The sequence below is a fragment of the Cedecea selenatireducens genome (genome assembly GCF_042138895.1).
GTDB classification, from domain to species: Bacteria; Pseudomonadota; Gammaproteobacteria; order Enterobacterales; family Enterobacteriaceae; genus Cedecea; species Cedecea selenatireducens.
On record NZ_JBHIKW010000006.1, the window covers coordinates 210,169 to 233,775 of the forward strand.

The 23,607-nt window shown below is 55.8% G+C and carries 27 protein-coding genes; 19 read left to right on the plus strand and 8 right to left on the minus strand.

Annotation, left to right across the window (positions count from 1 at the left end; translation table 11 throughout):
• Nucleotides 1-116 precede the first annotated feature (116 nt).
• The 5 genes from rimJ to ACE38U_RS12360 all read left to right on the plus strand — a co-directional run bounded on the left by rimJ (nucleotide 117) and on the right by ACE38U_RS12360 (nucleotide 4,495).
• The gene (gene rimJ / locus ACE38U_RS12340; protein ID WP_038473722.1) at nucleotides 117-707 is read left to right on the plus strand and encodes a ribosomal protein S5-alanine N-acetyltransferase; all 591 of its coding nucleotides are present in this window, start codon (nucleotides 117-119) and stop codon (nucleotides 705-707) included.
• 2 nt (nucleotides 708-709) lie between these two features.
• Nucleotides 710-1,357 carry a YceH family protein gene (locus ACE38U_RS12345; RefSeq protein WP_038473719.1) on the plus strand — a complete coding sequence of 216 codons (648 nt, stop codon included), beginning with the start codon at nucleotides 710-712 and terminating at the stop codon, nucleotides 1,355-1,357.
• 2 nt (nucleotides 1,358-1,359) lie between these two features.
• On the plus strand, nucleotides 1,360-2,286 hold the full coding sequence (locus ACE38U_RS12350; protein WP_375529837.1) for a Gfo/Idh/MocA family protein: 927 nt from the start codon (nucleotides 1,360-1,362) through the stop codon (nucleotides 2,284-2,286).
• 113 nt (nucleotides 2,287-2,399) lie between these two features.
• Complete coding sequence (gene murJ, locus ACE38U_RS12355) at nucleotides 2,400-3,935, plus strand: murein biosynthesis integral membrane protein MurJ (protein ID WP_038473714.1); 1,536 nt, start codon at nucleotides 2,400-2,402, stop codon at nucleotides 3,933-3,935.
• A gap of 77 nt (nucleotides 3,936-4,012) precedes the next feature.
• Nucleotides 4,013-4,495, plus strand: a complete 483-nt coding sequence (locus tag ACE38U_RS12360) for a cold-shock protein (RefSeq protein ID WP_038473712.1) — start codon at nucleotides 4,013-4,015, stop codon at nucleotides 4,493-4,495.
• A gap of 54 nt (nucleotides 4,496-4,549) precedes the next feature.
• Here ACE38U_RS12360 and flgN read toward each other — a convergent pair whose 3' ends face one another.
• From flgN to flgA, 3 genes are all read right to left on the minus strand, one after another.
• Nucleotides 4,550-4,975 carry a flagella biosynthesis chaperone FlgN gene (gene flgN / locus ACE38U_RS12365; protein ID WP_038473709.1) on the minus strand — a complete coding sequence of 142 codons (426 nt, stop codon included), beginning with the start codon at nucleotides 4,973-4,975 and terminating at the stop codon, nucleotides 4,550-4,552.
• A 2-nt stretch (nucleotides 4,976-4,977) separates the two neighbouring features.
• On the minus strand, nucleotides 4,978-5,271 hold the full coding sequence (gene flgM, locus ACE38U_RS12370; protein WP_038473707.1) for a flagellar biosynthesis anti-sigma factor FlgM: 294 nt from the start codon (nucleotides 5,269-5,271) through the stop codon (nucleotides 4,978-4,980).
• A 95-nt stretch (nucleotides 5,272-5,366) separates the two neighbouring features.
• A complete protein-coding gene (gene flgA, locus ACE38U_RS12375) occupies nucleotides 5,367-6,026 on the minus strand; it encodes a flagellar basal body P-ring formation chaperone FlgA (RefSeq protein ID WP_176981120.1) in 660 nt (219 codons plus the stop codon).
• A 159-nt stretch (nucleotides 6,027-6,185) separates the two neighbouring features.
• Here flgA and flgB point away from each other — a divergent pair, with 159 nt between their 5' ends.
• From flgB to flgL, 11 genes are all read left to right on the plus strand, one after another.
• Nucleotides 6,186-6,596, plus strand: a complete 411-nt coding sequence (flgB, locus tag ACE38U_RS12380) for a flagellar basal body rod protein FlgB (protein WP_038473701.1) — start codon at nucleotides 6,186-6,188, stop codon at nucleotides 6,594-6,596.
• 3 nt (nucleotides 6,597-6,599) lie between these two features.
• On the plus strand, nucleotides 6,600-7,004 hold the full coding sequence (gene flgC, locus ACE38U_RS12385) for a flagellar basal body rod protein FlgC (RefSeq protein WP_038473694.1): 405 nt from the start codon (nucleotides 6,600-6,602) through the stop codon (nucleotides 7,002-7,004).
• Between the two features lie 11 nt (nucleotides 7,005-7,015).
• Nucleotides 7,016-7,714: a flagellar hook assembly protein FlgD gene (gene flgD, locus ACE38U_RS12390; RefSeq protein WP_038473689.1), complete on the plus strand. Its 699-nt coding sequence runs from the start codon at nucleotides 7,016-7,018 to the stop codon at nucleotides 7,712-7,714.
• Between the two features lie 26 nt (nucleotides 7,715-7,740).
• Nucleotides 7,741-8,991, plus strand: a complete 1,251-nt coding sequence (gene flgE, locus ACE38U_RS12395; protein ID WP_038473686.1) for a flagellar hook protein FlgE — start codon at nucleotides 7,741-7,743, stop codon at nucleotides 8,989-8,991.
• 20 nt (nucleotides 8,992-9,011) lie between these two features.
• Nucleotides 9,012-9,767, plus strand: a complete 756-nt coding sequence (locus tag ACE38U_RS12400) for a flagellar basal-body rod protein FlgF (RefSeq protein WP_038473683.1) — start codon at nucleotides 9,012-9,014, stop codon at nucleotides 9,765-9,767.
• A gap of 30 nt (nucleotides 9,768-9,797) precedes the next feature.
• Complete coding sequence (gene flgG, locus ACE38U_RS12405; protein ID WP_038473679.1) at nucleotides 9,798-10,580, plus strand: flagellar basal-body rod protein FlgG; 783 nt, start codon at nucleotides 9,798-9,800, stop codon at nucleotides 10,578-10,580.
• A gap of 55 nt (nucleotides 10,581-10,635) precedes the next feature.
• Nucleotides 10,636-11,331, plus strand: coding sequence for a flagellar basal body L-ring protein FlgH (locus ACE38U_RS12410; protein WP_144244084.1), 696 nt, complete (start codon nucleotides 10,636-10,638; stop codon nucleotides 11,329-11,331).
• A gap of 12 nt (nucleotides 11,332-11,343) precedes the next feature.
• A complete protein-coding gene (locus tag ACE38U_RS12415; protein WP_038473673.1) occupies nucleotides 11,344-12,441 on the plus strand; it encodes a flagellar basal body P-ring protein FlgI in 1,098 nt (365 codons plus the stop codon).
• Nucleotides 12,441-13,385, plus strand: coding sequence for a flagellar assembly peptidoglycan hydrolase FlgJ (flgJ, locus tag ACE38U_RS12420; RefSeq protein ID WP_038473670.1), 945 nt, complete (start codon nucleotides 12,441-12,443; stop codon nucleotides 13,383-13,385). The genes ACE38U_RS12415 and flgJ overlap by 1 nt, the downstream gene beginning before the upstream one ends.
• Nucleotides 13,386-13,460: 75 nt before the next feature.
• On the plus strand, nucleotides 13,461-15,116 hold the full coding sequence (flgK, locus tag ACE38U_RS12425) for a flagellar hook-associated protein FlgK (protein ID WP_038473668.1): 1,656 nt from the start codon (nucleotides 13,461-13,463) through the stop codon (nucleotides 15,114-15,116).
• Nucleotides 15,117-15,130: 14 nt separating this feature from the next.
• Entirely contained in the window at nucleotides 15,131-16,099 is a 969-nt protein-coding gene (gene flgL, locus ACE38U_RS12430; protein WP_375529838.1) for a flagellar hook-associated protein FlgL, read from the plus strand.
• An 88-nt stretch (nucleotides 16,100-16,187) separates the two neighbouring features.
• Here flgL and ACE38U_RS12435 read toward each other — a convergent pair whose 3' ends face one another.
• The 4 genes from ACE38U_RS12435 to rne all read right to left on the minus strand — a co-directional run bounded on the left by ACE38U_RS12435 (nucleotide 16,188) and on the right by rne (nucleotide 20,520).
• On the minus strand, nucleotides 16,188-16,370 hold the full coding sequence (locus tag ACE38U_RS12435) for a DUF1869 domain-containing protein (protein ID WP_038473663.1): 183 nt from the start codon (nucleotides 16,368-16,370) through the stop codon (nucleotides 16,188-16,190).
• Complete coding sequence (locus tag ACE38U_RS12440; RefSeq protein ID WP_038473660.1) at nucleotides 16,370-16,726, minus strand: TehB family protein; 357 nt, start codon at nucleotides 16,724-16,726, stop codon at nucleotides 16,370-16,372. Before ACE38U_RS12440 ends, ACE38U_RS12435 begins: the two co-directional genes overlap by 1 nt.
• Before the next feature lie 19 nt (nucleotides 16,727-16,745).
• On the minus strand, nucleotides 16,746-17,072 hold the full coding sequence (locus ACE38U_RS12445) for a TehB family protein (RefSeq protein ID WP_038473658.1): 327 nt from the start codon (nucleotides 17,070-17,072) through the stop codon (nucleotides 16,746-16,748).
• Between the two features lie 175 nt (nucleotides 17,073-17,247).
• Nucleotides 17,248-20,520: a ribonuclease E gene (gene rne, locus ACE38U_RS12450; RefSeq protein WP_375529839.1), complete on the minus strand. Its 3,273-nt coding sequence runs from the start codon at nucleotides 20,518-20,520 to the stop codon at nucleotides 17,248-17,250.
• Nucleotides 20,521-21,090: 570 nt separating this feature from the next.
• Between rne and rluC the strand changes: the two genes are divergently transcribed.
• On the plus strand, nucleotides 21,091-22,044 hold the full coding sequence (rluC, locus tag ACE38U_RS12455; RefSeq protein ID WP_167549838.1) for a 23S rRNA pseudouridine(955/2504/2580) synthase RluC: 954 nt from the start codon (nucleotides 21,091-21,093) through the stop codon (nucleotides 22,042-22,044).
• Between the two features lie 33 nt (nucleotides 22,045-22,077).
• Here the strand turns inward: rluC and ACE38U_RS12460 are convergent, their stop codons facing one another.
• Nucleotides 22,078-22,662, minus strand: a complete 585-nt coding sequence (locus ACE38U_RS12460; RefSeq protein ID WP_375529840.1) for a Maf family protein — start codon at nucleotides 22,660-22,662, stop codon at nucleotides 22,078-22,080.
• Nucleotides 22,663-22,894: 232 nt separating this feature from the next.
• On the opposite strand from ACE38U_RS12460, the gene yceD reads away from it, so the two are divergent.
• On the plus strand, nucleotides 22,895-23,416 hold the full coding sequence (gene yceD, locus ACE38U_RS12465; protein WP_038473650.1) for a 23S rRNA accumulation protein YceD: 522 nt from the start codon (nucleotides 22,895-22,897) through the stop codon (nucleotides 23,414-23,416).
• A 16-nt stretch (nucleotides 23,417-23,432) separates the two neighbouring features.
• Nucleotides 23,433-23,603 (plus strand): 50S ribosomal protein L32, encoded by a 171-nt coding sequence (gene rpmF / locus ACE38U_RS12470; protein ID WP_038473647.1) that lies wholly within the window; start codon nucleotides 23,433-23,435, stop codon nucleotides 23,601-23,603.
• Nucleotides 23,604-23,607 lie beyond the last annotated feature (4 nt).

The following is a 23,607-nucleotide window of genomic DNA, read 5'->3' on the forward strand; positions in this document are numbered from 1 at the left end:
AACTCTTTAATCGAAAAAAATGATGTTGCTTCATGTTGTTGTTTTCACTCGGCGGCCAGGCACAGGTATAGTAATAAGATGAGCCCCGAGAAGCGGGATGAAGGAGTGGGATAAACATGTTTGGCTACCGCAATAATGCACCGAAAGTTCGCCTGGTGACCGACAGACTGGTGGTGCGTCTGGTTTATGAGCGAGATGCCTGGCGTATGGCGGATTACTACACCGAAAATCGCCAATTTCTGAAACCCTGGGAACCCATTCGGGATGAAAGCTACTGTTATCCGTCAGGCTGGCAGGCAAGGCTTGGCATGATCAATGAAATGCACAAGCAGGGCAGCGCGTATTACTTTGCGCTGCTCGATCCGGAAGAAAAAGAAGTCATCGGCGTGGCTAACTTTTCCAACGTTGTGCGCGGCTCGTTCCATGCCTGCTACCTCGGTTACTCCATCGCCGAAAAATGGCAGGGGCAGGGGTTAATGCATGAGGCGCTGACCAGCGCTATTCGCTATATGCAACGTAGCCAGAACGTGCACCGCATTATGGCCAACTATATGCCGCATAATCAGCGAAGCGGTGACCTGCTGACGCGCCTGGGCTTTGAGAAAGAAGGCTACGCCAAGGATTATTTGCTGATTGACGGCGTGTGGCGGGACCACGTTCTGACCGCGCTCGTCAATAAAGACTGGACCCCAGGTCGTGGAGTTTAAAAATGAAATATCAGTTAACGGCGGTTGAAGCCCGCGTGATTGGCAGCCTGTTGGAAAAGCAAATCACTACGCCAGAGCAGTATCCCATGTCGGTCAACGGCGTCGTCACCGCCTGCAACCAGAAAACCAACCGTGAACCGGTGATGGAGCTGAAAGAGCACGACGTCCAGGACACGCTGGATGTGTTGCTGAAAAATCATTATCTGCGCACCGTGAGCGGGTTTGGCAACCGCGTGACCAAATACGAACAACGCTTTTGCAATTCAGAGTTTGGTAATTTGAAGCTGAACCCGGCGGAAGTGGCGGTTATCACCACTTTGCTGCTGCGGGGCGCGCAAACGCCGGGTGAGCTGCGCAGCCGTGCCGGGAGAATGTTTGAGTTCACCGATATGGCTCAGGTAGAAGCCACGCTGGAAGGGCTTGCAGGCCGTGATGACGGGCCGTTTGTTGTGCGTCTGCCTCGCGAGCCGGGGAAGCGTGAAAGCCGTTATATGCATCTCTTTAGCGGGGAGGTCGATGCTTCTGCGATGGCGGAGCAAAACGTAAGTCCGGTTTCAGACTCGCTCCATGCGAGAGTGGACGCGCTGGAGGCTGAAGTTGCCGAACTAAAACAGCGGCTGGATTCCCTGCTCGCGCATCTGGGAGATTAACGATGACGAAATTACGCGTTGGCGTGGTGGGGCTGGGCGGTATCGCGCAGAAAGCCTGGCTGCCGGTTCTTGGCGCATCCAACGACTGGTCGCTGGTGGGGGCATTTTCGCCGACCAAAGCAAAAGCATTGCCGGTGTGTGAAACCTGGCGCATTCCTTATATCGACTCGCTGAGCAACCTGGCAGCCCGGTGCGATGCCGTGTTTGTGCATAGCGCCACCAGTTCGCATTTTGCGGTGGTAAGCGAGCTGCTCAACGCCGGCGTTAACGTCTGCGTGGATAAACCTTTAGCGGAAAACCTGGCCGATGCCGAGCGGCTGGTGGAGCTTGCCGCACGTAAAAAACTTACCCTGATGGTGGGCTTTAACCGCCGTTTTGCCCCGCGCTATCAGCAATTAAAAGAAAAGCTGTCCGCAGGGGCAGCGTCCCTTCGCATGGATAAACATCGCAGCGACAGCGTTGGCCCGAACGATCTGCGCTTCACCCTGCTGGATGACTATCTCCACGTGGTGGATACCGCGCTGTGGCTTGGGGGCGGAAATGCCCAGCTGCAAAGCGGGACGCTGCAGACCAACGAGCTGGGGCAGATGCTGTATGCCGAGCACCATTTCAGCCAGGGCAATCTGACGATAACGACCAGCATGCATCGCCGGGCCGGGAGCCAGCGCGAGTGGGTTCAGGCGGTGACGGACGGCGGGCTGTATGAAGTCACCGACATGCGCCAGTGGCAGGAGGAGCGTGGGGCAGGGATAGTCGAACAGCCGATTCCGGGCTGGCAAACAACGCTGGAACAGCGCGGTTTTGCAGGCTGCGCCCGTCACTTTATCGACTGCGTGGCGAATCAGACGGTTCCGGAAACCTCCGGCGAGCAGGCCCTGCTGGCGCAGCGCGTCGTGGACAAGCTCTGGCGCGAGGCGATTAACGAATAAGCTGTAACATATCACGGTAGCAATTCGGCCCCGTATCGGTAGACTATGCCGACTTGTCATCATCCATGTACGCCTGCATTGCAGGCGTTCATGTTTGTGGAATAACAGAATAAATGAACCTATTAAAATCGCTGGCGGCCGTCAGCTCGATGACCATGTTTTCACGCGTGCTTGGCTTTGCACGCGACGCTATTGTGGCGAGGGTATTTGGGGCAGGAATGGCGACGGACGCCTTCTTCGTGGCATTTAAGCTGCCGAACCTGCTGCGCCGTATCTTTGCCGAGGGCGCTTTCTCTCAGGCGTTTGTGCCGATTCTGGCCGAATACAAGAGTAAACAGGGTGAAGACGCTACCCGCGTGTTTGTCTCCTACGTCTCGGGACTATTGACCCTGGCGCTGGCGCTGGTCACCGTACTCGGCATGCTCGCCGCGCCGTGGGTTATTCTGGTTACCGCCCCGGGCTTTGCCGACACTGCGGATAAATTCGCGCTGACCTCAAGCCTGCTGCGTATCACCTTCCCGTATATTTTGCTGATTTCGCTGGCGTCGCTGGTGGGGGCCATCCTGAATACCTGGAACCGTTTCTCGGTCCCGGCGTTTGCCCCGACTTTCCTCAACCTCAGCATGATTGGTTTTGCGCTGTTTGCTGCCCCGCACTTTAACCCGCCGATTCTGGCGCTGGCCTGGGCGGTAACGGTGGGCGGCGTATTGCAGTTGGCCTACCAGCTGCCGCACCTGAAGAAAATCGGCATGCTTGTGCTGCCGCGCATCAGCTTTAAAGACGCCGGTGCGATGCGGGTTATCAAGCAGATGGGGCCGGCGATTCTTGGCGTTTCCGTCAGCCAGATTTCGCTGATCATCAATACCATTTTTGCCTCTTTCCTGGTGTCCGGCTCGGTCTCCTGGATGTATTATGCCGACCGCCTGATGGAGTTCCCTTCTGGGGTGCTGGGCGTGGCGTTAGGCACAATTTTGCTGCCGTCGCTGGCGAAGAGCTTTGCCACCGGCAACCACGATGAATACTCGCGCCTGATGGACTGGGGCCTGCGCCTTTGTTTCCTGCTGGCGCTGCCGAGCGCCGTGGCGCTGGGTATCCTGGCCAAACCGCTGACCGTGTCTTTGTTCCAGTACGGCAAATTCTCTGCTTTTGATGCCCTGATGACCCAGCGCGCGCTGGTCGCGTACTCCGTCGGCCTGATGGGGCTTATCGTGGTGAAAGTGCTGGCGCCGGGCTTCTATTCACGGCAGGACATTAAAACGCCGGTGAAGATAGCCATCGTGACGCTGATTTTGACCCAGCTGATGAACCTGGTGTTTATCGGCCCGCTGAAACACGCCGGGCTTTCGCTGTCGATTGGTCTGGGGGCCTGTATTAACGCCTCGCTGCTTTACTGGCAGCTGCGTAAACAGGATATCTTCAAGCCGCAGGCGGGCTGGGCGCCGTTCCTACTGCGCCTGGTGGCAGCGGTGGTGGTGATGTCCGCGGTGCTGGTTGGGCTGATGTACGTCATGCCTGCCTGGGATTTAGGCAATATGCCTTATCGACTGCTGCGGCTGATGGCGGTTGTCGTGGCGGGCGTGGTCGCCTATTTTGCGACGTTGCTGCTGCTGGGCTTCAGGCTGAAAGATTTCGCCCGCCGCACGCTTTGATTTTTTCTGGGTGGATGACGCTTTCGTCAGGTCACCCTATTCTTTATATGTTGAAAGGTTAATTAGGTGAAAGAGCGATGAGAGGAATAATCACAACCTGGTTCGAAGACAAAGGCTTCGGATTTATCAAAGATGAAAACGGCGAGAACCGTTACTTCCATGTGATTAAAGTCGCCAATCCGGAGCTTATCAAAAAGGATGCGTCGGTGACCTTCGAGCCGGGAACCAATAACAAAGGGCTGTCGGCCTTTGCCGTGAAGGTTGAGCCGGAGAGCAAGCATCTCTTTATCGCCGGCGAGCGTCTTAAAATCACCTCGATCAAATCTTACGTGGTGTACAGCGAAGAGCAGCCGGCAGACGGCAAGATCGATAAAGAAAACGCGGTGTTGTCGGTTGGCCTGCTGATGAACAGTATTCGCCCGAAGGCTGAGAAAAAAGAGGGTGAAATGCGTACGGTGAAAAAACTGGCCGTCACCACGTTCCAGGGCGAAACGCATCTCTTCTCAGAAGATGAGATTGATATTGAGGCTACGGTAAAAGTCTTGAAATCGCTGAAATAAACAATCTGCTGGTCAAGGAGAGCGTTGACCAGCAGTTTTCATCTGGTGGGAAAATCAGATAGTGATTTTTTTACCGCCGCGGTTGCCCTGCGACGTTGCCTGCCCGTCGGCACCATAGAAGTCCGGCGCCTGATGCGGTTTTAACACGGCAATAGCCTGCTCATTGCGGGCCATCTGATCTTCCAGTAACCAACCGTTGTGCTGGTTAATGTCCCGCAAATGCAGGGTTTTTTGCGTAATCGTCTGCCAGCGCTGGCTGACGTCCAGGCTGGTGACCGCCCCGGCATTTTGCTCCGCACGACGCTGCTGCTCCAGGTAGTCCAGCGTAGCCAGCAGCGAGCTTTTATCTTCAGTTATACGTTGCAGCGCATTGCTGTTTATCTGGCCTGCGGAAAGCTGCAGCTGTTCAGCGTCCATCACCTCTTTCAGTGAATTCAGCACTGCGGTCATTTGGTCCAACACTTCTAACAGACGACTCACCGTTAATTACTCGACAAATAGCTTTGGGCTTCCTGGATCAGCGCATCGGCGATCTTGCCGGTATCCATCTTCAGGTCGCCGTTACGAATAGCCGTCTTCAGGGCTTCAACGCGTTCCATGTTGATATCGCCGCTGCCTGGCTGCATCAGTTTAGCCTGCGCATCGCTTAACTTTACGCTGGTGCTGTTGGCGGTTGCGGATTTTTCCAGACGGCTTTTCAGCGTCTGTGGATCGCTGGTTTCACGCGGTTGTACGGTGCTTACCGGTTTCAGTGGCGACGTGCGATCAATGCTCATTGTTCTCTCCTCATCGAGGGGCTCGCGGCGTAAGAGCCAGTCAGTATTATTAATTGATAGTACTATCGGCAGTCGCCGCGGAATCTTTAAAAAGATTATAGATTAATCAGAATATTCCCATCAGCATCAACCTTCCCGCTTACCACCTGCCCTGAAGACATACGAACGCGGGCATTTTGTGCCACCGCGGCGTTGTTCAGCGCTTTACCTTCACCGTTGACGCTAAAGCCCTCGCCGGAGGCAATCACCTGAACCTGCTGGCCGGCTTTTACCCGCCAGGCCTGGCGCACCATCGACTGAATAACCGGCTGCCCGGGGGCAATGTCCCGCAGTGACACCGCCTCGGTGGCCTGGTCGAGACTCATCATAGTTCTTGGGGGGAGTTGGTCAAGGCGGCCCCGTTTTAACTCTACGCTGCCGGGGTCGATTCTTGCGCCGCGCGCGATTGCCCGACTGGCGACGACGTAATCGCCCGTGGCAATGACCTGAACCTGGATAAAGCGTTTGTCGCTGCCGCAGCGCGCCATGACGCTCACGTTACCCCACAGCTTTGCATTTCCCGGCGTTGAGAATTCGGGCTGAGGGCAGGCGGGAAGCTGGCCGTCTGGCGTTTTCACGTTGACGCTGACGTCATCGCTGATCCCCGCCAGCCGCTGCTGGAAATACTGCGTCAGCGGCAGATCGAGCGTACCCGCCAGGGCCAGTTGGCTGACCAGCAAACTTGCTACGCCGCTCCAGATTTTCAGGCTTATCATCGCGCTTCTCCGTTCTCAGGTTGCGGTGATTTTAACCGTGAGTCGTTTTGATCAAGGCGACAAATAGCGACGTATTTTGCGCTTATTCCACCCATCGCGTACGCGTAAGGCGCTTTAAGCTTTCGGACGATTCCTAATTCTATGGACCATGGAGGAAGCATGCTCGATAAACTGGACGCCGCACTGCGATTTCAGCAGGAAGCGCTTAATTTGCGTGCCCAGCGTCAAGAGATCCTGGCCGCGAATATCGCCAATGCCGACACGCCGGGCTTTCAGGCGCGCGATATCGACTTTGCCAGTGAAATGAAAAAAGTGATGGAGCGCGGACGCGTTGAAGGGGGCGGCATGTCGCTTGCGCTGACTTCGGCTCGCCATATTCCGGCCCAGACCCACTCCACTCCGTCGCTCGATCTCCTCTACCGCGTACCAGACCAGCCTGCAATGGACGGCAACACCGTCGATATGGACCGCGAACGTACGCAGTTTGCCGATAACAGCCTGAATTACCAAACAAACCTCACGGTGCTTGGCGGGCAAATCAAAAGCATGATGTCGGTGCTACAGGGATAATCGATGGCCTTACTCAATATTTTCGACATCGCCGGTTCGGCTATGACCGCCCAGTCCAAGCGTATGAACGTGGCGGCAAGTAACCTCGCCAACGCCGACAGCGTGACCGGGCCAGACGGCCAGCCTTACCGCGCAAAACAGGTCGTTTTTCAGGTGGACGCAGCACCTGGTGCAGCGACCGGTGGCGTTAAAGTGACCAAAGTGGTGGAGAGCGATGCGCCGGACAAGCTGGTTTTCCAGCCGGGCAACCCGCTCGCAGACGCGCGCGGCTACGTGCGTATGCCTAACGTAGACGTGGTCGGCGAGATGGTGAACAGCATGTCTGCCTCCCGCAGCTACCAGGCCAACGTCGAGGTGCTCAACACCGTGAAGGGCATGATGATGAAAACGCTCACTCTCGGTCAGTAACAGGAGCCTATATGTCCCTTGCAGTCAAAATGAACGATCCGACTAACAATGTTGATCCTACGGCTGGCGCATCCAAAAACAGCCTGACGGGCAACAGCGCGGCAGACCTGCAGGGGAGCTTCTTGACCCTGCTGGTGGCGCAGTTAAAAAACCAGGATCCGACCAACCCAATGCAGAACAACGAACTGACCACGCAGCTGGCGCAGATCAGTACCGTGAGCGGCATCGAAAAACTCAACACCACGCTGGGTTCTGTCTCCGGCCAGCTGAACCAGAACCAGTCTCTGCAGGCGAGCGCCCTGATTGGTCACGGCGTCATGATCCCCGGCAACAAAGTGCTGGCAGGCACGGACTCCAAAACCAACACCATCAGCACCACGCCGTTTGGCGTTGAGCTGCAGCAGGCGGCGGATAAAGTCACCGCGACGATCTCTGATAAGGACGGCAAAGTGGTCCGCACCATCGAGATTGGCGGCCTGAGCGCCGGGGTTCACACCTTTACCTGGGACGGCAGCGCCAACGACGGCACTAACGTGCCGGACGGCTCTTATACCGTAGCAATCAATGCTACCAACGGCGGGACGCAGCTGGTGGCTCAGCCGCTGAACTTCGCCATGGTGAACGGCGTTATCAACGGCAAAGATGGCGCGAAGCTGGATCTCGGAACCTACGGTTCCACGACCCTTGATGCAATCAGGCAAATTATTTAAGCCTATAACCTTAGCAGGAGTAAGACATGGCGTTTTCTCAAGCGGTCAGCGGCTTAAATGCTGCGGCCACCAACCTGGACGTGATTGGTAACAACATTGCCAACTCCGCCACCTACGGTTTTAAATCCGGCTCGGTCTCTTTTGCCGACATGTTTGCAGGCTCTAAAGTGGGCCTGGGCGTTAAAGTTGCGGGCGTGACCCAAAACTTTGGCGACGGCACAACCACCAGCACCGGCCGTGGCCTGGACGTGGCTATCAGCCAGAACGGTTTCTTCCGCCTGGTCGACAGCTCCGGCTCCGTTTTTTACAGCCGTAACGGTCAGTTCAAGCTGGATGAAAACCGCAACCTGGTGAACATGCAGGGCCTGCAGCTGACCGGTTACCCGGCCACCGGCACCCCGCCAACCATTCAGCAGGGCGCAAACCCGGTAGGGCTGTCTGTGCCGAATACCCTGATGGCGGCAAAATCCACCACCACGGCGTCCCAGCAGATCAACCTCAACTCTACCGACAAACTGCCAGCCACTACGCCGTTTGATCCGACCAAAGCGGATAGCTACAACAAGAAGGGCACGGTAACCGTCTATGACAGCCAGGGTAACGCCCACGGCATGGACATTTACTACGTGAAGAGCGCGGATAATACCTGGGCAGTTTATACCAAGGATTCCTCTGTTGCGGGTTCAACGGCAACTCCAGCAGGGTTTATGCGTTTCGACAATAACGGCAACCTGCAGGGTATTACTGCCAACGCCGCCGACCCGATTCCAAACCCGAACACGCTGCCAACCAGCATCAACGTGACGACCGGCGTGACCAACGGCGCAACGCCTGCCAGCTTTGCGCTGAGCTTCCAGAACTCCATGCAGCAGAACACCGGCGCGAACAACATCGTTGCCACCCTGCAAAACGGCTATAAGCCGGGTGACCTGGTTTCTTACCAGATTAACGATGATGGCACCGTGGTCGGCAACTACTCCAACGAGCAGAACCAGCTCCTGGGGCAAATTGTGCTGTCCAACTTTGCTAACCCTGAAGGTTTGCAGTCTCAGGGCGATAACGTCTGGACCGCGAGCAACTCCTCCGGCGTTGCGCTGCTGGGCCTCGCGGGCACCGGTAACTTCGGGACGCTGACCAGCGGTGCGCTGGAGTCTTCGAACGTGGATCTGAGTAAAGAACTGGTGAACATGATCGTCGCGCAGCGTAACTATCAGTCGAACGCGCAGACCATCAAAACCCAGGACCAGATCCTCAACACCCTGGTTAACCTGCGCTAAGCGCCTGAAGGAACGGCTTAATGGATCATGCAATCTACACCGCCATGGGCGCTGCCAGCCAAACGCTGAATCAACAGTCAGTCACGGCGAGCAACCTGGCGAACGCTTCGACTCCGGGCTTCCGCGCGCAGCTTAACGCTTTGCGTGCGGTTCCGGTTGAAGGGCTTTCTCTGCCAACCCGTACCCTCGTCATTGCCTCAACGCCAGGGGCAGATATGACGCCGGGTCAAATGGACTACACCTCGCGCCCGATGGACGTTGCTTTACAGCAGGATGGCTGGCTGGCGGTGCAGACGCAGGAGGGCGGGGAAGCCTATACCCGTAACGGTAACATTCAGGTAAGCCCTGCCGGTCAGCTGACCATCGGCGGCCGGCCTGTTATCGGCGACGGTGGCCCTATCGCGGTGCCGGAAGGCTCGCAGGTGACCATTGCCGCGGATGGAACCATCTCCGCGCTGAACCCCGGCGACCCGCCGAATACCGTGTCACCGATTGGCCGACTGAAGCTGGTGAAAGCCACGCAGCAGGAAGTGGTGCGCGGCGATGACGGACTTTTCCGTTTAAACGCCACCGCCCAGGCTACACGCGGTGCGGTACTGCAGGCGGACCCTACCATTAAGGTGATGTCCGGCGTACTGGAAGGCAGCAACGTCAAACCGGCGGAAGCGATGGCGGACATGATAGCCAACGCCCGTCGTTTTGAGATGCAGATGAAAGTTATCTCGAACGTTGATGACAATGAACAGCGCGCTAACACGCTGCTGCAAATGACCTAACGTCCGGCTCACTTATTACAGGATTCAACCATGATCAGTTCTTTATGGATTGCCAAAACGGGTCTTGATGCACAGCAAACCAATATGGATGTGATTGCCAACAACCTGGCAAACGTCTCCACCAACGGTTTCAAGCGTCAACGCGCCGTGTTTGAAGATTTGCTTTACCAAACCATTCGTCAGCCGGGCGCCCAGTCTTCTGAGCAAACAACGCTGCCGTCAGGTTTGCAGATTGGTACCGGCGTTCGCCCGGTCGCAACCGAGCGTCTGCACAGCCAGGGCAACCTGTCTAAAACGGACAACAGCAAGGACGTGGCGATCAAAGGCGAAGGCTTCTTCCAGGTCTTACTCCCGGACGGCACCTCTGCTTACACCCGCGATGGTTCTTTCCAGGTTGACCAGAACGGCCAGCTGGTAACGGCGGGCGGTTTCCAGGTTCAGCCGGCGATAACCGTGCCGGCAAACGCCCTGAGCCTGACTATCGGCCGTGACGGCGTGGTGAGCGCAACCTTGCAGGGGCAGGCCGCTCCGGTGCAGGTTGGCCAGCTTAACCTGACGACCTTTATGAACGATACCGGCCTGGAAAGTATCGGTGAGAACCTTTACACCGAAACCCAGGCATCCGGTGCGCCAAACGATTCCACGCCGGGATTGAACGGCGCAGGTTTGCTGTATCAGGGCTACGTTGAAACCTCAAACGTCAACGTTGCTGAAGAACTGGTGAACATGATCCAGGTTCAGCGCGCTTACGAAATCAACAGCAAAGCGGTCTCCACGACCGACCAGATGCTGCAAAAACTGACGCAAATGTAAGGCGTGTGCCGGCGCGTGAAAGCGCGCCGGCTGCCGTGACCTGAAGATGAAAGCAATGCAAAACCCAATGGTGCTCCGTCCTGTTGTCCTGAGTCTGGTGTTTGCCGTAAGCGGCTGCGCCCTTGTGCCTACTAAACCGCTGGTTGAAGGTGCGACTACCGCCCAGCCGGTGCCTGGCCCTGCGCCAGCGATCAACGGGTCAATTTTCCAGACCGCACAGCCGATGAACTACGGCTATCAGCCGCTGTTTGAAGACCGTCGCCCGCGTAATATCGGCGACACCTTAACCATCCAGCTTCAGGAAAATGTTAGCGCCAGTAAAAGTTCTTCGGCGAATGCCAGCCGCGACGGCAAATCGGCCCTTGGCTTTGATACCGTGCCGACCTTCGCCGCAGGGCTATTGGGGAATGGGAAAGCTGACCTGAATGCCTCTGGCAGCAATGGCTTTAACGGCAAAGGCGGCGCCAATGCCAGCAACACCTTTAGCGGCACCCTGACGGTGACCGTCGACCAGGTGCTGGCGAACGGTAACCTGCACGTCGTGGGTGAGAAACAGATAGCCATCAACCAGGGAACCGAATTTATCCGCTTCTCTGGCGTAGTGAACCCGCGCACCATCAGCGGCAGCAACACCGTTGCGTCGACCCAGGTGGCGGATGCCCGAATTGAGTATGTCGGTAACGGCTACATTAATGAAGCGCAGAACATGGGCTGGCTGCAGCGCTTCTTCCTTAACGTATCGCCGATGTAAGCGAGGGGTACCATGGTTAAATATTTATTTGGGTTGGTTGTGCTGCTGGTAACGGCGTATGCATCAGCTGACCGTATCCGCGACCTGACGACCGTGCAGGGCGTGCGTGAAAACTCCCTGATAGGCTACGGCCTGGTCGTCGGGCTCGACGGCACCGGTGACCAGACGACGCAAACGCCGTTCACCACCCAAAGCCTGAACAACATGCTTTCCCAGCTGGGCATCACCGTGCCGACCGGCACCAATATGCAGCTGAAAAACGTGGCGGCGGTTATGGTGACCGCCAAATATCCGGCGTTCGCGCGGGCGGGGCAGAACATCGACGTTGTCGTTTCCTCAATGGGTAACGCCAAGAGCCTGCGCGGCGGTACGCTGTTAATGACCCCGCTTAAGGGCGTTGATAACCAGGTTTATGCCCTGGCGCAGGGTAACGTGCTGGTCGGCGGCGCGGGCGCTGCCGCAGGCGGCAGCAGCGTGCAGGTGAACCAGCTTAACGGCGGGCGTATCACCGGTGGCGCGGTCGTCGAGCGCGAGCTGGCCGGTACCTTTGGCAATGGCAATACCCTTAATCTGCAGCTTAACGACGATGACTTCAGCCTCGCGCAGCAGATTACCGACACCATTAACCGTTCACGCGGCTTTGGCAGCGCCACGGCGCTGGACGGCCGTACCATTCAAATTCGCGTGCCAAGCGGCGGCAGCTCGCAGGTTCGCCTGCTGGCAGATATCCAGAACCTTGAGGTCAACATGCCGGTTCAGGATGCCCGCGTGGTAATTAACTCCCGTACGGGCTCGGTGGTCATGAACCGTGAAGTGACGCTGGATAACTGCGCCGTCGCGCAGGGAAATCTGTCCGTCACGGTGAACCGTCAAAACCAGGTCAGCCAGCCTAATACGCCATTTGGCGGCGGTCAGACCGTAGTAACGCCGCAAACGCAGATCGATCTGCGTCAGAGCGGTGGCTCGGTACAGCGCGTGAATTCCAGCGCCAACCTGAACAATGTCGTCCGCGCGCTGAACGCGCTGGGTGCCACGCCAATCGATCTGATGTCTATCCTGCAATCAATGCAAAGCGCAGGCTGCCTGCGCGCGAAACTGGAAATCATCTGATGCTTACTGATGCCCGTTCACTTGCCAATGCCGCTTTTGACGCTAACTCGCTGAATGATTTAAAGGCGAAGGCCGGACAGGATCCGAAAGGGCACCTGAAAGAGGTGGCTCATCAGGTGGAGGGCATGTTCGTGCAGATGATGCTGAAAAGCATGCGTGAGGCGCTGCCGAAAGACGGAATTTTCAGCAGCGAATCCACCCGTATGTACACCAGCATGTATGACCAGCAGATTGCCCAGCAGCTTAGCGCGAAAGGGCTGGGGCTGGCGGATGCGATGGTCAAACAAATGGGCGGTGAGCAGGCCGATCCGTCCGAGACGGCGGGCCAGATCCCAATGAAGCTCGATCCGCAAACCGTTACCAGCTATCAAAATCAGACGTTGACGCAGATGGTGCGTCAGGCCGTGCCGCGCGCGCCTTCAAACGAAGAGCCGATGAGCGGAGACAGCAAAGACTTCCTGGCGCAGCTCTCGCTCCCGGCTCGTCTGGCGAGTGAGGCGAGCGGCATCCCTCATCACCTGATACTGGCGCAGGCGGCGCTGGAGTCCGGCTGGGGGCAGAGGCAAATCCGTACCGAAAAAGGCGAGCCTAGCTTTAACCTGTTTGGCGTCAAAGCGACGCCGGGCTGGAAAGGGGCGACCACCGAAATCACCACCACCGAGTTTGAAAACGGTGAGGCGAAGAAGGTCAAAGCGAAGTTCCGCGTTTACAGCTCGTACCTTGAAGCGCTTTCGGACTACGTTGGCCTGCTGACGAAAAACCCGCGCTACGCTGCCGTGACGAACGCAGCTTCCGCAGAGCAGGGCGCTCAGGCGCTGCAAAACGCCGGTTACGCCACGGATCCTAATTACGCCCGTAAGCTGACCGGCATGATCCAGCAGCTGAAATCAATGAGCGACAAGGTTTCCAAAGCCTACAGCACCGATTTGTCAAATTTGTTCTGAAGAGACTCAAGTCTCGTGGCCTGCTGCCGATAATAAACAGCAGAACCTTTGACCACACGCTATGAAGGAACCTTCATGTCCAATAGCCTGATTAACAGCGCCATGAGCGGCCTGAGTGCTGCCCAGGCAGCATTAAGCACCGTCGGCAACAATATTTCTAACTATAACGTAAACGGTTATACCCGCCAGACGACGATTCTGTCCCAGTCAAAAAGCACCCTGACCGGGGGCGGCTATGTGGGCAATGGCGTGTATGTTAACGGCATACAGCGTGAATATGACTCGTTTATCACCAACCAGCTGCGAGCGGCACAAACGCAAAGCAGCGGGCTGACGACGCAGTACCAGCAGATGTCAAAAATTGACAACATCCTGTCCGGGACGACTAACTCGTTGTCCAAAACCATGCAGGATTTCTTCTCTGGCCTGCAGACGCTGACCAGTAATGCTCAGGATCCGGCGGCACGTCAGGCTCTGCTGGGTAAAGCGGATGGCCTGGTAAACCAGTTTAAGGTGACCGACCAGTATCTGCGCGATCAGGATAAGCAGGTAAACCTGTCTATCACCAGCAGCGTTGACCAAATCAACACCTACGCCAAACAGATTGCCAACCTGAATGACCAGATTTCGCGCCTGAAGGGCGTGGGCGCGGGTTCAGCGCCGAATGACCTGCTGGATCAGCGCGATCAGCTTGTCAGCCAGCTCAACCAAATCGTCGGCGTCGAAGTCAGCGTGCAGGACGGCGGCACCTATAACGTGTCTATCGGCAATGGCCTGACGCTGGTGCAGGGCGATACCGCTAACCAGCTGGCTGCGGTTAACTCCAGCGCGGATCCCTCCCGCACGACCGTTGCGTTTGTCGATCCTGTCGCCGGTAAAGTTGAAATTCCGGAAAGCCAGCTGAACTCCGGCTCACTTGGCGGCCTGTTTACCTTCCGTTCTCAGGACCTGGACAGCGCGCGTAACCGTCTCGGCCAGATGGCACAGGCTTTTGCGGCGGCCATGAACGGCCAGCATACCCAAGGTTATGATGCTAACGGAGACAAAGGCACCAACCTGTTCACGATTGGCGGCCCAACCGTACTGAGCAACAGCCGTAATACCAGCGGTACGCAACTGACGGCGTCCATCACCGACAGCAAGCAGGTACAGGCCAGCGATTATAAGGTTGAGTTCGTGAGCGGTAGCTGGAAAGTGACCCGCCTGTCTGACAATGCCAATATCAATCCGGGCACCACCACGGACGCAGGCGGCAACGTAAGCCTGAACTTTGACGGGCTGAAAGTTGGCGTGAGCGGCACGCCTGCCAACAATGAAAGCTTTACCGTAAAACCGGTTTCTGATGCCGTGGTGAACATGAACCTGGCCATCAAAGACGAAGCTAAGCTGGCGCTGGCAAGCGATCCTGCCTCGGGCAAGAGCGATAACCGTAATGCTCAGGCGATGCTTGATCTGCAAAACTCGAAGCAGATTGAAGGCAATAAGACCTTCAATGACGCCTACGCTACCCTGGTCAGCGACGTGGGGAATAAAACGGCCAGCCTGAAGGTCACCAGCACCACTCAGGGCAACGTGGTTACGCAGCTAACGAAGCAGCAGCAGTCTATCTCAGGCGTTAACCTCGACGAAGAGTACGGCAACCTGCAGCGTTATCAGCAGTACTACATGGCCAACGCCCAGGTCCTCCAGACTGCGTCAACGCTGTTTGATGCCTTGCTGAATATTCGTTAACGGGAGCCAGCGTCATGCGTATCAGTACCCAAATGTTGTATGACCAGAACATGCGCGGCATTAGCGACTCGCAGAGTTTATGGTTGAGCTATGGCGAGCAGATGAGCACCGGTAACCGAGTGAACCGCCCGTCGGACGATCCGATCGCGGCTTCTCAGGCGGTAGTGCTTTCCCAGGCGCAGTCCATGAATGACCAGTACAAACTGGCGAGGACGTTTGCAACTCAGAAGGTCTCCCTGGAAGAGAGCGTGCTTCAGCAAACGGTCTCTTCAATACAAAGCGCGCAGGAAAAGATTGTTTATGCCGCAAACAGCGGGACGTTGAGTGATGACGATCGGGCGTCTTTGGCAACCGATCTCGAAGGTATACGCAATCAAATCTTAAACCTGGCTAACAGTACTGACGGCAACGGTCGCTATATTTTTGCCGGTTATAAAACCGAGGCAGCACCGTTTACCGGGGCGGCGGGGAGTGTGACCTACAACGGCGGGACTATCCCGATTACCCAGCAGGTTGACTCCGCGCGTACTATGACTATCGGTCATACCGGCGATGAAGTCTTTAACCATATCTCCAGTAACGCGACGCCTGAACCTGATGGTTCACCGAGCGAGACCAATATCTTCAACATGCTGGACTCTGCTATCAAGGCGCTGAAAACGCCGACAGCCGGGCTGGATGATGCGGGTAAAAAAGCCCTTGATGCCGCTGTCGCCAAAACAAACCGTGGCCTGGGGAATGCCCTGAGCAATGTGTCGACCGTGCGTGCGGAGTTAGGTACCCAGCTGAATGAGCTCAGCAAGCTGGATGATTTAGGCAGTGAGCGAGCGCTGGCGCAGACCGATCAGATGAGTCAACTGGTGGGCGCAGACTGGACCGCAACCGTGTCTAACTATGTGCAGCAGCAGGCCGCCTTACAGGCCTCTTATAAAGTCTTCACCGATATGCAAGGCATGTCGCTTTTCCAGTTGAATAGTCGATAGGCTTTACCGTTTTGGGCGCGTTATGAAACTGAACGCGCTTTATATGCCCGCTTCCGCACCCCGGAGCGGGCTTTTTTTTAGCGAAAATTCACCAGCCGCACACTTCGTGTTCGTCTTCCGTGTCGTAGGCGCGCACGGTATTTACCAGGTCTTTCACTACTTCGGCGGCCACGTCCGGGATGAGCAGCGTCATGGGGGATTCGGTCTCGTAGTCGACCGAAACGCCGTTGCTGTTGTTGGTCACGCTGACGGTATACGTTGCTTTGCCCATTACGCGTTCCTCTGGCTGTTCACCACTTTACCCAGGCCGGTGCCTTCCAGCTTGGCATCAGGCGCGGCAAAGAAGTCGATATTGAAATAAGTATCATCGGTCAAAAGCTCAATACGATGCCATTTTTGCGGCGGAGAGATAGCAAAGGCTCCGGCTTCAATCACGATTTCCACGTCGGGAACCGTGGCATCCGCATCCGGGAAACCAAAGTATTTCACCGCACCCTGCATCACCGAAAGCCGACCAAAAACCCCGGCTTTGGTGTTGTGATGGGTGAACAACGCGGCAGGCGCCGTCTCTTTGGTCCAGAACGGCGTTGCACGGGTATGCAGATAGGTTTGTGGGATGGTCAGCATAATAAGGTTCCTTCTGTCGTTACAGTGAACGGAGAACTTCCGGGGCCACAAAAAAGTCGATGTTGAATACCGCATCCTCGGTTATCAGTTCGAGGTGGTGCCATTTCTCCGGCGGGAAAACGCCGAAGTGGCCGGCTTCAATTATCAGTTCTGTTTCCGGCTCGGGCGTGGTCTCATCGGCATAGCCCAGATAGCGAACTTTACCGCGCATGACGGTCAGGCGCGGATAGACGCCCTGACGGGTGCCTTTGTCCAGATGACGTTGAAAAAGACCTGCCGGAGCAGACTCTTTATCCCAGAAAGGGGACGAGCGGGTGTGAATGCAGTTGGCGGGGATCGGGAGCATGGTGTTTCTCCTCAACAAGTTCCGCAGGTATTACATCATACAAATTGGCGTGGCGTTTATCATAATGTGCATTTCAAATGCATCTTTAGTGGGTAGATAGCTACCACGTTATAAGTACTGAATTAAGGGCAAAAAAAAGCCGGTCAGTTGACCGGCTTAGTATGCTGCGCGGAAGTTAGTCCGCTTTGCCTGGGCGTGTCGCTGGCGCAGTAGCCTGCTGGCTCGCGCTGTGGCCGCCGGCAGAACCTCTACCGCTGAACTCGAAGGACGGGCGAACCCATTCGCTATTGCGAGGTGCTTCAGGGGTGTATACCGGAGCCGGAGCTCGGGTCATAGGCGCCGTAGCGTGCTTAACGGCGACTGCTGCTTCGGTTTTAACCGCCTGTTTCACCGGCTCTGCTTCTACCGCAGGTGCCGCTTCAACCACAGGTTTCACTTCTTCAACCACGGGCTTCACTTCTTCAACCACCGCGACCGGCGCTTCTGCTGCCGCTGGCGCTTCTTCAGCAACCGGAGCAGGTTCGCTAACTTCAGCTGCCTGCGAAACCGCCTGGGCAGCTTCTTCCTGGACAGGTTCAGCTTGTGCAACGGTTTCTTCGGCGACGGCTTCATCCGCAGCGGCAATCAGCTGTGGCTGTTCGGTAACAGGCGCATCGATGACTTCCGGATGCGTTGTTTCAACCGCGACTGGCGCAACAACGGTCTCTTCTGCTTTCACAGGCTCACTAACCTGCACGTCGGCGACAGGGGCTACGGCTTCAATGGCCGCGGCCTCAGCAACGTTGGTGTGCTGAACTTCTTCGTGAGACTGGAATACTTCTTCCTGAGCAACCTGATCGTGTGGACGAGCAATAGGGTAGGTGATGAACACTTTACCAGACGCCAGCTCCGGAGATGCGCAGGCGGTTGCTAACGGCATTGGAGATACCGCCGGGTAACGCTCGTCACGGTAACGACGACGACGCTGCCCGCTCACACGCAGGTGACGTGGAGAACGGCGTGAACGACGCGGCATGCCGGTAGTTTCACGGTTTTCTGCGTTTTCATCCTGCTGCTCGGCATTAACCGGAGCTTCAACAACCGCTGGCAGTGCAATCGGAGCCTGCTCGGTGATGACCTGTGCAGCCTGAGTTTCTTCTACTACAGGTGCATCAGCAGATTCAAAGCGAACTTTTTGGCTCAGCTGGCGCGGCTTACGGCGCTGCATCAGCGGGGAACGCTCTTCCTGCTCGGCTTCTTGCTCAACAACATTAGTGTCCTGCTGCAGCGCTTTCACTTCCTGCTGAGCCTGACGTTTTTCATCAGAACGACGACGGTTACGCTCACGACGCGGCTGCTGCTCGTCACGGGACTTCTGCTGTTTTTCAGCATCGTCTACGACAGTAGCAACGTTCTGGCGAACTTCACGGGATTCCGTATTCTGCTGCTGACCGTTACGGCGGTTACGGCGGTTGTCGTCACGACCCTCACGCGGCTCGCGAGCTTCACGGCCTTCACCGCTGCGGTCATCGCGGTTATTACGATTGTCACGGTTATCGCGATCGCGGTTGTTGCGGTCACCGCGCTCATTACGATCGCCACGATCGCGGCGATTGTTCTGACGGCGGTTATTGTTGCGACGATCCTGACGTTGGGTATCAGATTCAGTCGCTTTTTCTTCCTTCACTTCTTTCACTTCGGCCACGGCGCTGTCGCCGGCGAAGAGTTTTTTCAGTGCAGAGAAGAAACGACTAACCAGACCAGGCTGCTCGGCTACGTTTGCTTTTGGTTTGACTGCGGCCGGCTTCACGGCCGTTACTGCAGGTTCAACCGCGGCGGTTTCCTGCGGCGCAGGCGGCACTTCTGGCATCACGAAGGTCGCCAGAGCCGGTTGCTCAGGACGCTTACGTTCGATGTATTCTTCCTCAGAAGGCATCGCCATCTCTTCTTCATGCAGCTTAGGCAGCATGTAGCTCAGAGTCTGGGTTTCTTCGCCCTTACGCACGCGCAGTACGGAGTAATGTGGCGTTTCCATCTGATCGTTTGGCACGATAATCGCGCGCACGCCGCCCTGGCGTTTTTCAATCGCGCTTACCGCATCACGTTTTTCGTTCAGCAGGTAAGAGGCAATCGGCACAGGCACGATAGCGTGAACTTCTTTGGTGTTCTCCTTCAGCGCTTCTTCTTCGATCAGGCGCAGAATGGAGAGCGACAGGGATTCGTTATCACGTACGGTGCCGGTACCGCTACAGCGAGGGCACACGTGGTGACTGGACTCGCCAAGAGACGGGCTCAGACGCTGACGTGACATTTCCAGCAGGCCAAAGCGTGAGATGTGGCTGATCTGGATACGTGCTCTGTCCTGACGCACCGCTTCACGCAGACGGTTTTCAACCGCGCGCTGGTGGCGAACCGGCGTCATGTCGATGAAGTCGATAACAATCAGGCCGCCGAGGTCGCGCAGGCGCAGCTGACGGGCAATTTCATCGGCCGCTTCAAGGTTAGTGTTGAAGGCGGTTTCTTCGATATCGCCGCCGCGGGTTGCTCGCGCGGAGTTGATGTCGATGGCGGTCAGGGCTTCGGTGGTATCAATGACGATAGAACCACCGGACGGCAGACGGACTTCGCGCTGGAAGGCGGACTCAATCTGCGACTCAATCTGATAGTGGCTGAACAGCGGGATTTCACCGGTGTAGAGCTTAATTTTGCTGCTGAAATCCGGGCGACCCAGCGCGGCAATGTGCTGGCGAGCCAGCTCAAGCACTTTCGGGTTGTCGATCAGGATTTCGCCGATGTCCTGGCGCAGGTAGTCGCGGAAGGCGCGAACGATAACGTTGCTTTCCTGGTGAATCAGGAAAGGAGCAGGGCGGTTTTCAGCGGCTTTCTGGATAGCTTCCCAGTGCTTCAGGCGGAAACTCAGATCCCACTGCAGCGCTTCTGCAGATTTACCCACGCCTGCGGTACGTACGATAAGGCCCATACCGTCCGGCAGTTCAAGGGAAGAAAGCGCTTCTTTTAATTCGGTACGGTCATCCCCTTCGATACGACGTGAAATGCCGCCGGCGCGAGGGTTGTTTGGCATCAGAACCAGATAGCTACCCGCAAGGCTGATAAAGGTCGTTAAGGCCGCACCTTTATTACCACGCTCTTCTTTATCAATCTGGACTATGACTTCCTGACCTTCGCGCAGAACGTCTTTGATGTTCGGACGGCCGTGGGAAGCGTAATTCGAAGGGAAGTATTCGCGGGCGATTTCTTTCAGAGGAAGGAAGCCGTGTCTTTCTGCGCCATAATCAACAAACGCCGCTTCCAGACTTGGTTCAATACGGGTGATTTTGCCTTTATAGATGTTTGCTTTTTTCTGTTCGTGTCCCGGGCTTTCAATGTCCAGATCGTACAGACGCTGCCCATCTACAAGGGCGACACGCAACTCTTCTTGCTGAGTTGCGTTAATTAACATTCTTTTCATCGTAACTTACTCATTATTCTTACATTGGCGACAGAGCTGCGGGCATGGTGACGCTAACCGGGAGTGAACCGATGGCCTCGTGACTAAACGCGTAGTCGCCAACCTCACGGTTGTCGCTTGCTGAGAGGCGCAAAGTGTCGGTTGCCTGTATTTCATACGGAAATACAGCGCAATTATCGTGGGAATAACCTTAGAATGTTTCTTAAGAGTTGATTCCATTTTACCGGTCAGGCTGCAACCCGCAGCCCGCTAACTGCCTGAAAGTACAATACGTCTTACGCCATTGCTGCGTGGATGAACGTTCAGGCAAAATTGGTATTCCGCAAACTTTCTTGTTCTAACAAGATTCAACACGGAAAACCGCAACATTATTCCACTGCTAACCTTGTTATAGCAAGATGACTTTTGCTATTAGCGCCCTGTTTCTTACAGTTTTTTAACCGCTATTTTAACCTTGCGACAAAGAGCATGAAAAAAGGCGGTCTGGACGGTTTAAAACAGAACAGATTGTCAGTTAAGCACATAAAAATGAGTGGCGCTATGCGCGTGGGCTATTTAGAATCGCCGACCATGAAAACAGAGACTCCATCAGTAAAAATCGTTGCAATTTCGGCCGACGAGGCCGGGCAGCGTATCGACAACTTTTTGCTTGCCCGCCTGAAAGGTGTGCCAAAAAGCATGATTTATCGCATCGTGCGTAAAGGCGAGGTGCGGGTGAATAAAAAGCGCATCAAGCCTGAGTACAAACTGGAAGCCGGGGATGAGGTTCGCATCCCGCCGGTGCGTGTTGCCGAGCGTGAAGAAGAGGCCGTTTCTCCGCATCTGCAAAAAGTCGCCGCGCTGAGCGATGTCATTCTTTATGAAGACGACCACATTCTGGTGCTCAATAAACCTTCCGGTACGGCGGTACACGGCGGCAGCGGCCTGAGCTTTGGCGTGATTGAAGGGTTACGTGCCCTGCGCCCGGAAGCCCGCTTCCTTGAGCTGGTTCACCGCCTTGACCGTGACACGTCCGGCGTTCTGCTGGTGGCAAAAAAGCGCTCTGCGCTGCGCTCCCTTCATGAGCAACTTCGTGAGAAGGGGATGCAGAAGGATTATCTGGCGCTGGTACGCGGCCAGTGGCAGTCGCACGTGAAAGTTGTCCAGGCACCGCTGCTGAAGAATATTCTGCAAAGCGGGGAGCGTATCGTCAGGGTCAACAGCGAAGGCAAGCCGTCGGAAACGCGCTTTAAGGTCGAAGAGCGTTATGAATTCGCTACCCTGGTGCGCTGCAGTCCGGTCACCGGGCGTACTCACCAAATTCGCGTGCATACTCTGCACGCCGGGCATCCTATCGCATTTGACGATCGCTATGGCGACCGGGAATTTGACAAGCAGCTTGCGGGCACCGGGTTAAATCGCCTGTTCCTGCATGCCGCCGCGCTAAAGTTTACCCACCCGAACACCGGGGAGGTTATCCGTATCGAAGCGCCGCTGGACAATAATCTCAAGCGTTGCCTGCAGGTTTTACGCAACGCTAAGTAACGGAAAGCGCTCCGCATTGCCGGAGCGTTTTTTTTAGGCCAGCAACGGGTTACAGTCTTCGTTGCGTAGCATCTCGCAAAGACTGATTAGCGGTAGCCCAACCAGGGTATTCGGATCTTTCCCTTCCAGCCGCTCAAATAGCGTGATGCCCAATCCTTCACTTTTAAAGCTCCCGGCACAGTTCAGCGGCTGCTCCTTTTGCACATAGCGGCGAATTTCTTCCTCGGTTAAATGACGGAAATGAACGTCAAAGGGCTCACACAGCGTTTGTAGCTGCCCGTTGGCTGAGTTATACAGCGCCAGCCCGGTATAAAAGGTCACGATGGTTCCCCGTGCCAGCATTAATTGCCGTACGGCATTTTCTTCGCTGTGCGGCTTTCCGGCTATTTGGTTGTTCAATACGCAGACCTGATCGGAGCCAATAATAAGGTGATGAGGGTAGCGTTCTTTTAACGCCTGAGCTTTGGCCTGGGCGAGGCGGGTTACTAAATGGCGCGCATCTTCGCTCTGATGAGGCGTCTCATCGACCTCCGGTGCTGCAGTGATAAAAGGGATGCCGAGTTTTTCAAGCAGGCTGCGGCGAAAGGGGGAGGTTGAGGCCAGAACAATAGGTTTCATATTTTTTTCATTAAAGATAGCGAATTGGTTAAAGGCATTTTAAACTGTGCCACCGCAATGTGTGCGAATATACCCGTCATATTTTAAGCCGCAGAGGCGTTACCAGCGCTCGCTTACCCGAGCCGGGTGCCTGTCTGCAACTTAAACTATTTAGGGTAGAAATGGCAAAAGGCGCTGTTTCCAGGCCTTTTTCTTTGACTCTATGACGTTACAAAGTTAATATGCGCGCCCTATGCAAAAGGTAAAATTACCCCTGACTCTTGATCCGGTTCGTACGGCTCAAAAACGCCTTGATTACGAAGGAGTATATGCTTCCGATCAGGTTGAGCGTATCGCCGAGTCTGTAGTCAGTGTGGACACTGATGTAGAATGCTCCATGAGATTCGCTATCGATAACCAGCGCCTCGCGGTCTTGACCGGCGATGCAAAGGTCACGGTAACGCTCGAATGCCAGCGTTGCGGGAAACCGTTTGTGCATCATGTTCACACAACGTATTGTTTCAGTCCGGTCCGCTCTGACGAACAGGCTGAAGCACTCCCGGAAGCGTATGAGCCGATTGAGGTTAACGAATTCGGTGAAATCGATCTGCGGGCGCTGGTGGAAGATGAAGTTATCCTCTGCCTGCCTGTGGTTCCGGTGCATGATTCTGAACACTGTGAAGTGTCCGAGGCGGACATGGTCTTTGGCGAACTGCCTCCAGAGGCGGAAAAACCAAACCCATTTGCCGTATTAGCCAGTTTAAAGCGTAAGTAATTGAGGAGTAAGGTCCATGGCCGTACAACAGAATAAACCAACCCGTTCCAAACGTGGCATGCGTCGTTCCCATGACGCGCTGACCACCGCCACCCTGTCCGTGGACAAAGTTTCTGGTGAAACTCATCTGCGTCACCACATCACTGCCGACGGTTTCTACCGCGGCCGCAAGGTTATCGTCAAGTAATCTG

Excerpts from the sequence above, each read along its gene's own strand:
- rpmF (WP_038473647.1), top strand. The coding sequence starts at position 23,433 with ATGGCCGTACAACAGAATAAACCAACCCGTTCCAAACGTGGCATGCGT.
- flgB (WP_038473701.1), top strand. The coding sequence starts at position 6,186 with ATGCTCGATAAACTGGACGCCGCACTGCGATTTCAGCAGGAAGCGCTT.
- ACE38U_RS12440 (WP_038473660.1), bottom strand. The coding sequence starts at position 16,726 with ATGCTGACCATCCCACAAACCTATCTGCATACCCGTGCAACGCCGTTC.
- ACE38U_RS12360 (WP_038473712.1), top strand. The coding sequence starts at position 4,013 with ATGAGAGGAATAATCACAACCTGGTTCGAAGACAAAGGCTTCGGATTT.
- flgG (WP_038473679.1), top strand. The coding sequence starts at position 9,798 with ATGATCAGTTCTTTATGGATTGCCAAAACGGGTCTTGATGCACAGCAA.
- rimJ (WP_038473722.1), top strand. The coding sequence starts at position 117 with ATGTTTGGCTACCGCAATAATGCACCGAAAGTTCGCCTGGTGACCGAC.
- ACE38U_RS12445 (WP_038473658.1), bottom strand. The coding sequence starts at position 17,072 with ATGCTCCCGATCCCCGCCAACTGCATTCACACCCGCTCGTCCCCTTTC.
- flgK (WP_038473668.1), top strand. The coding sequence starts at position 13,461 with ATGTCCAATAGCCTGATTAACAGCGCCATGAGCGGCCTGAGTGCTGCC.
- murJ (WP_038473714.1), top strand. The coding sequence starts at position 2,400 with ATGAACCTATTAAAATCGCTGGCGGCCGTCAGCTCGATGACCATGTTT.
- flgM (WP_038473707.1), bottom strand. The coding sequence starts at position 5,271 with ATGAGCATTGATCGCACGTCGCCACTGAAACCGGTAAGCACCGTACAA.
- flgJ (WP_038473670.1), top strand. The coding sequence starts at position 12,441 with ATGCTTACTGATGCCCGTTCACTTGCCAATGCCGCTTTTGACGCTAAC.
- ACE38U_RS12345 (WP_038473719.1), top strand. The coding sequence starts at position 710 with ATGAAATATCAGTTAACGGCGGTTGAAGCCCGCGTGATTGGCAGCCTG.
- flgD (WP_038473689.1), top strand. The coding sequence starts at position 7,016 with ATGTCCCTTGCAGTCAAAATGAACGATCCGACTAACAATGTTGATCCT.
- flgC (WP_038473694.1), top strand. The coding sequence starts at position 6,600 with ATGGCCTTACTCAATATTTTCGACATCGCCGGTTCGGCTATGACCGCC.
- ACE38U_RS12410 (WP_144244084.1), top strand. The coding sequence starts at position 10,636 with ATGCAAAACCCAATGGTGCTCCGTCCTGTTGTCCTGAGTCTGGTGTTT.
- flgE (WP_038473686.1), top strand. The coding sequence starts at position 7,741 with ATGGCGTTTTCTCAAGCGGTCAGCGGCTTAAATGCTGCGGCCACCAAC.
- ACE38U_RS12415 (WP_038473673.1), top strand. The coding sequence starts at position 11,344 with ATGGTTAAATATTTATTTGGGTTGGTTGTGCTGCTGGTAACGGCGTAT.
- rluC (WP_167549838.1), top strand. The coding sequence starts at position 21,091 with ATGAAAACAGAGACTCCATCAGTAAAAATCGTTGCAATTTCGGCCGAC.
- rne (WP_375529839.1), bottom strand. The coding sequence starts at position 20,520 with ATGAAAAGAATGTTAATTAACGCAACTCAGCAAGAAGAGTTGCGTGTC.
- ACE38U_RS12350 (WP_375529837.1), top strand. The coding sequence starts at position 1,360 with ATGACGAAATTACGCGTTGGCGTGGTGGGGCTGGGCGGTATCGCGCAG.
- flgA (WP_176981120.1), bottom strand. The coding sequence starts at position 6,026 with ATGATAAGCCTGAAAATCTGGAGCGGCGTAGCAAGTTTGCTGGTCAGC.
- yceD (WP_038473650.1), top strand. The coding sequence starts at position 22,895 with ATGCAAAAGGTAAAATTACCCCTGACTCTTGATCCGGTTCGTACGGCT.
- ACE38U_RS12460 (WP_375529840.1), bottom strand. The coding sequence starts at position 22,662 with ATGAAACCTATTGTTCTGGCCTCAACCTCCCCCTTTCGCCGCAGCCTG.
- ACE38U_RS12435 (WP_038473663.1), bottom strand. The coding sequence starts at position 16,370 with ATGGGCAAAGCAACGTATACCGTCAGCGTGACCAACAACAGCAACGGC.
- ACE38U_RS12400 (WP_038473683.1), top strand. The coding sequence starts at position 9,012 with ATGGATCATGCAATCTACACCGCCATGGGCGCTGCCAGCCAAACGCTG.
- flgL (WP_375529838.1), top strand. The coding sequence starts at position 15,131 with ATGCGTATCAGTACCCAAATGTTGTATGACCAGAACATGCGCGGCATT.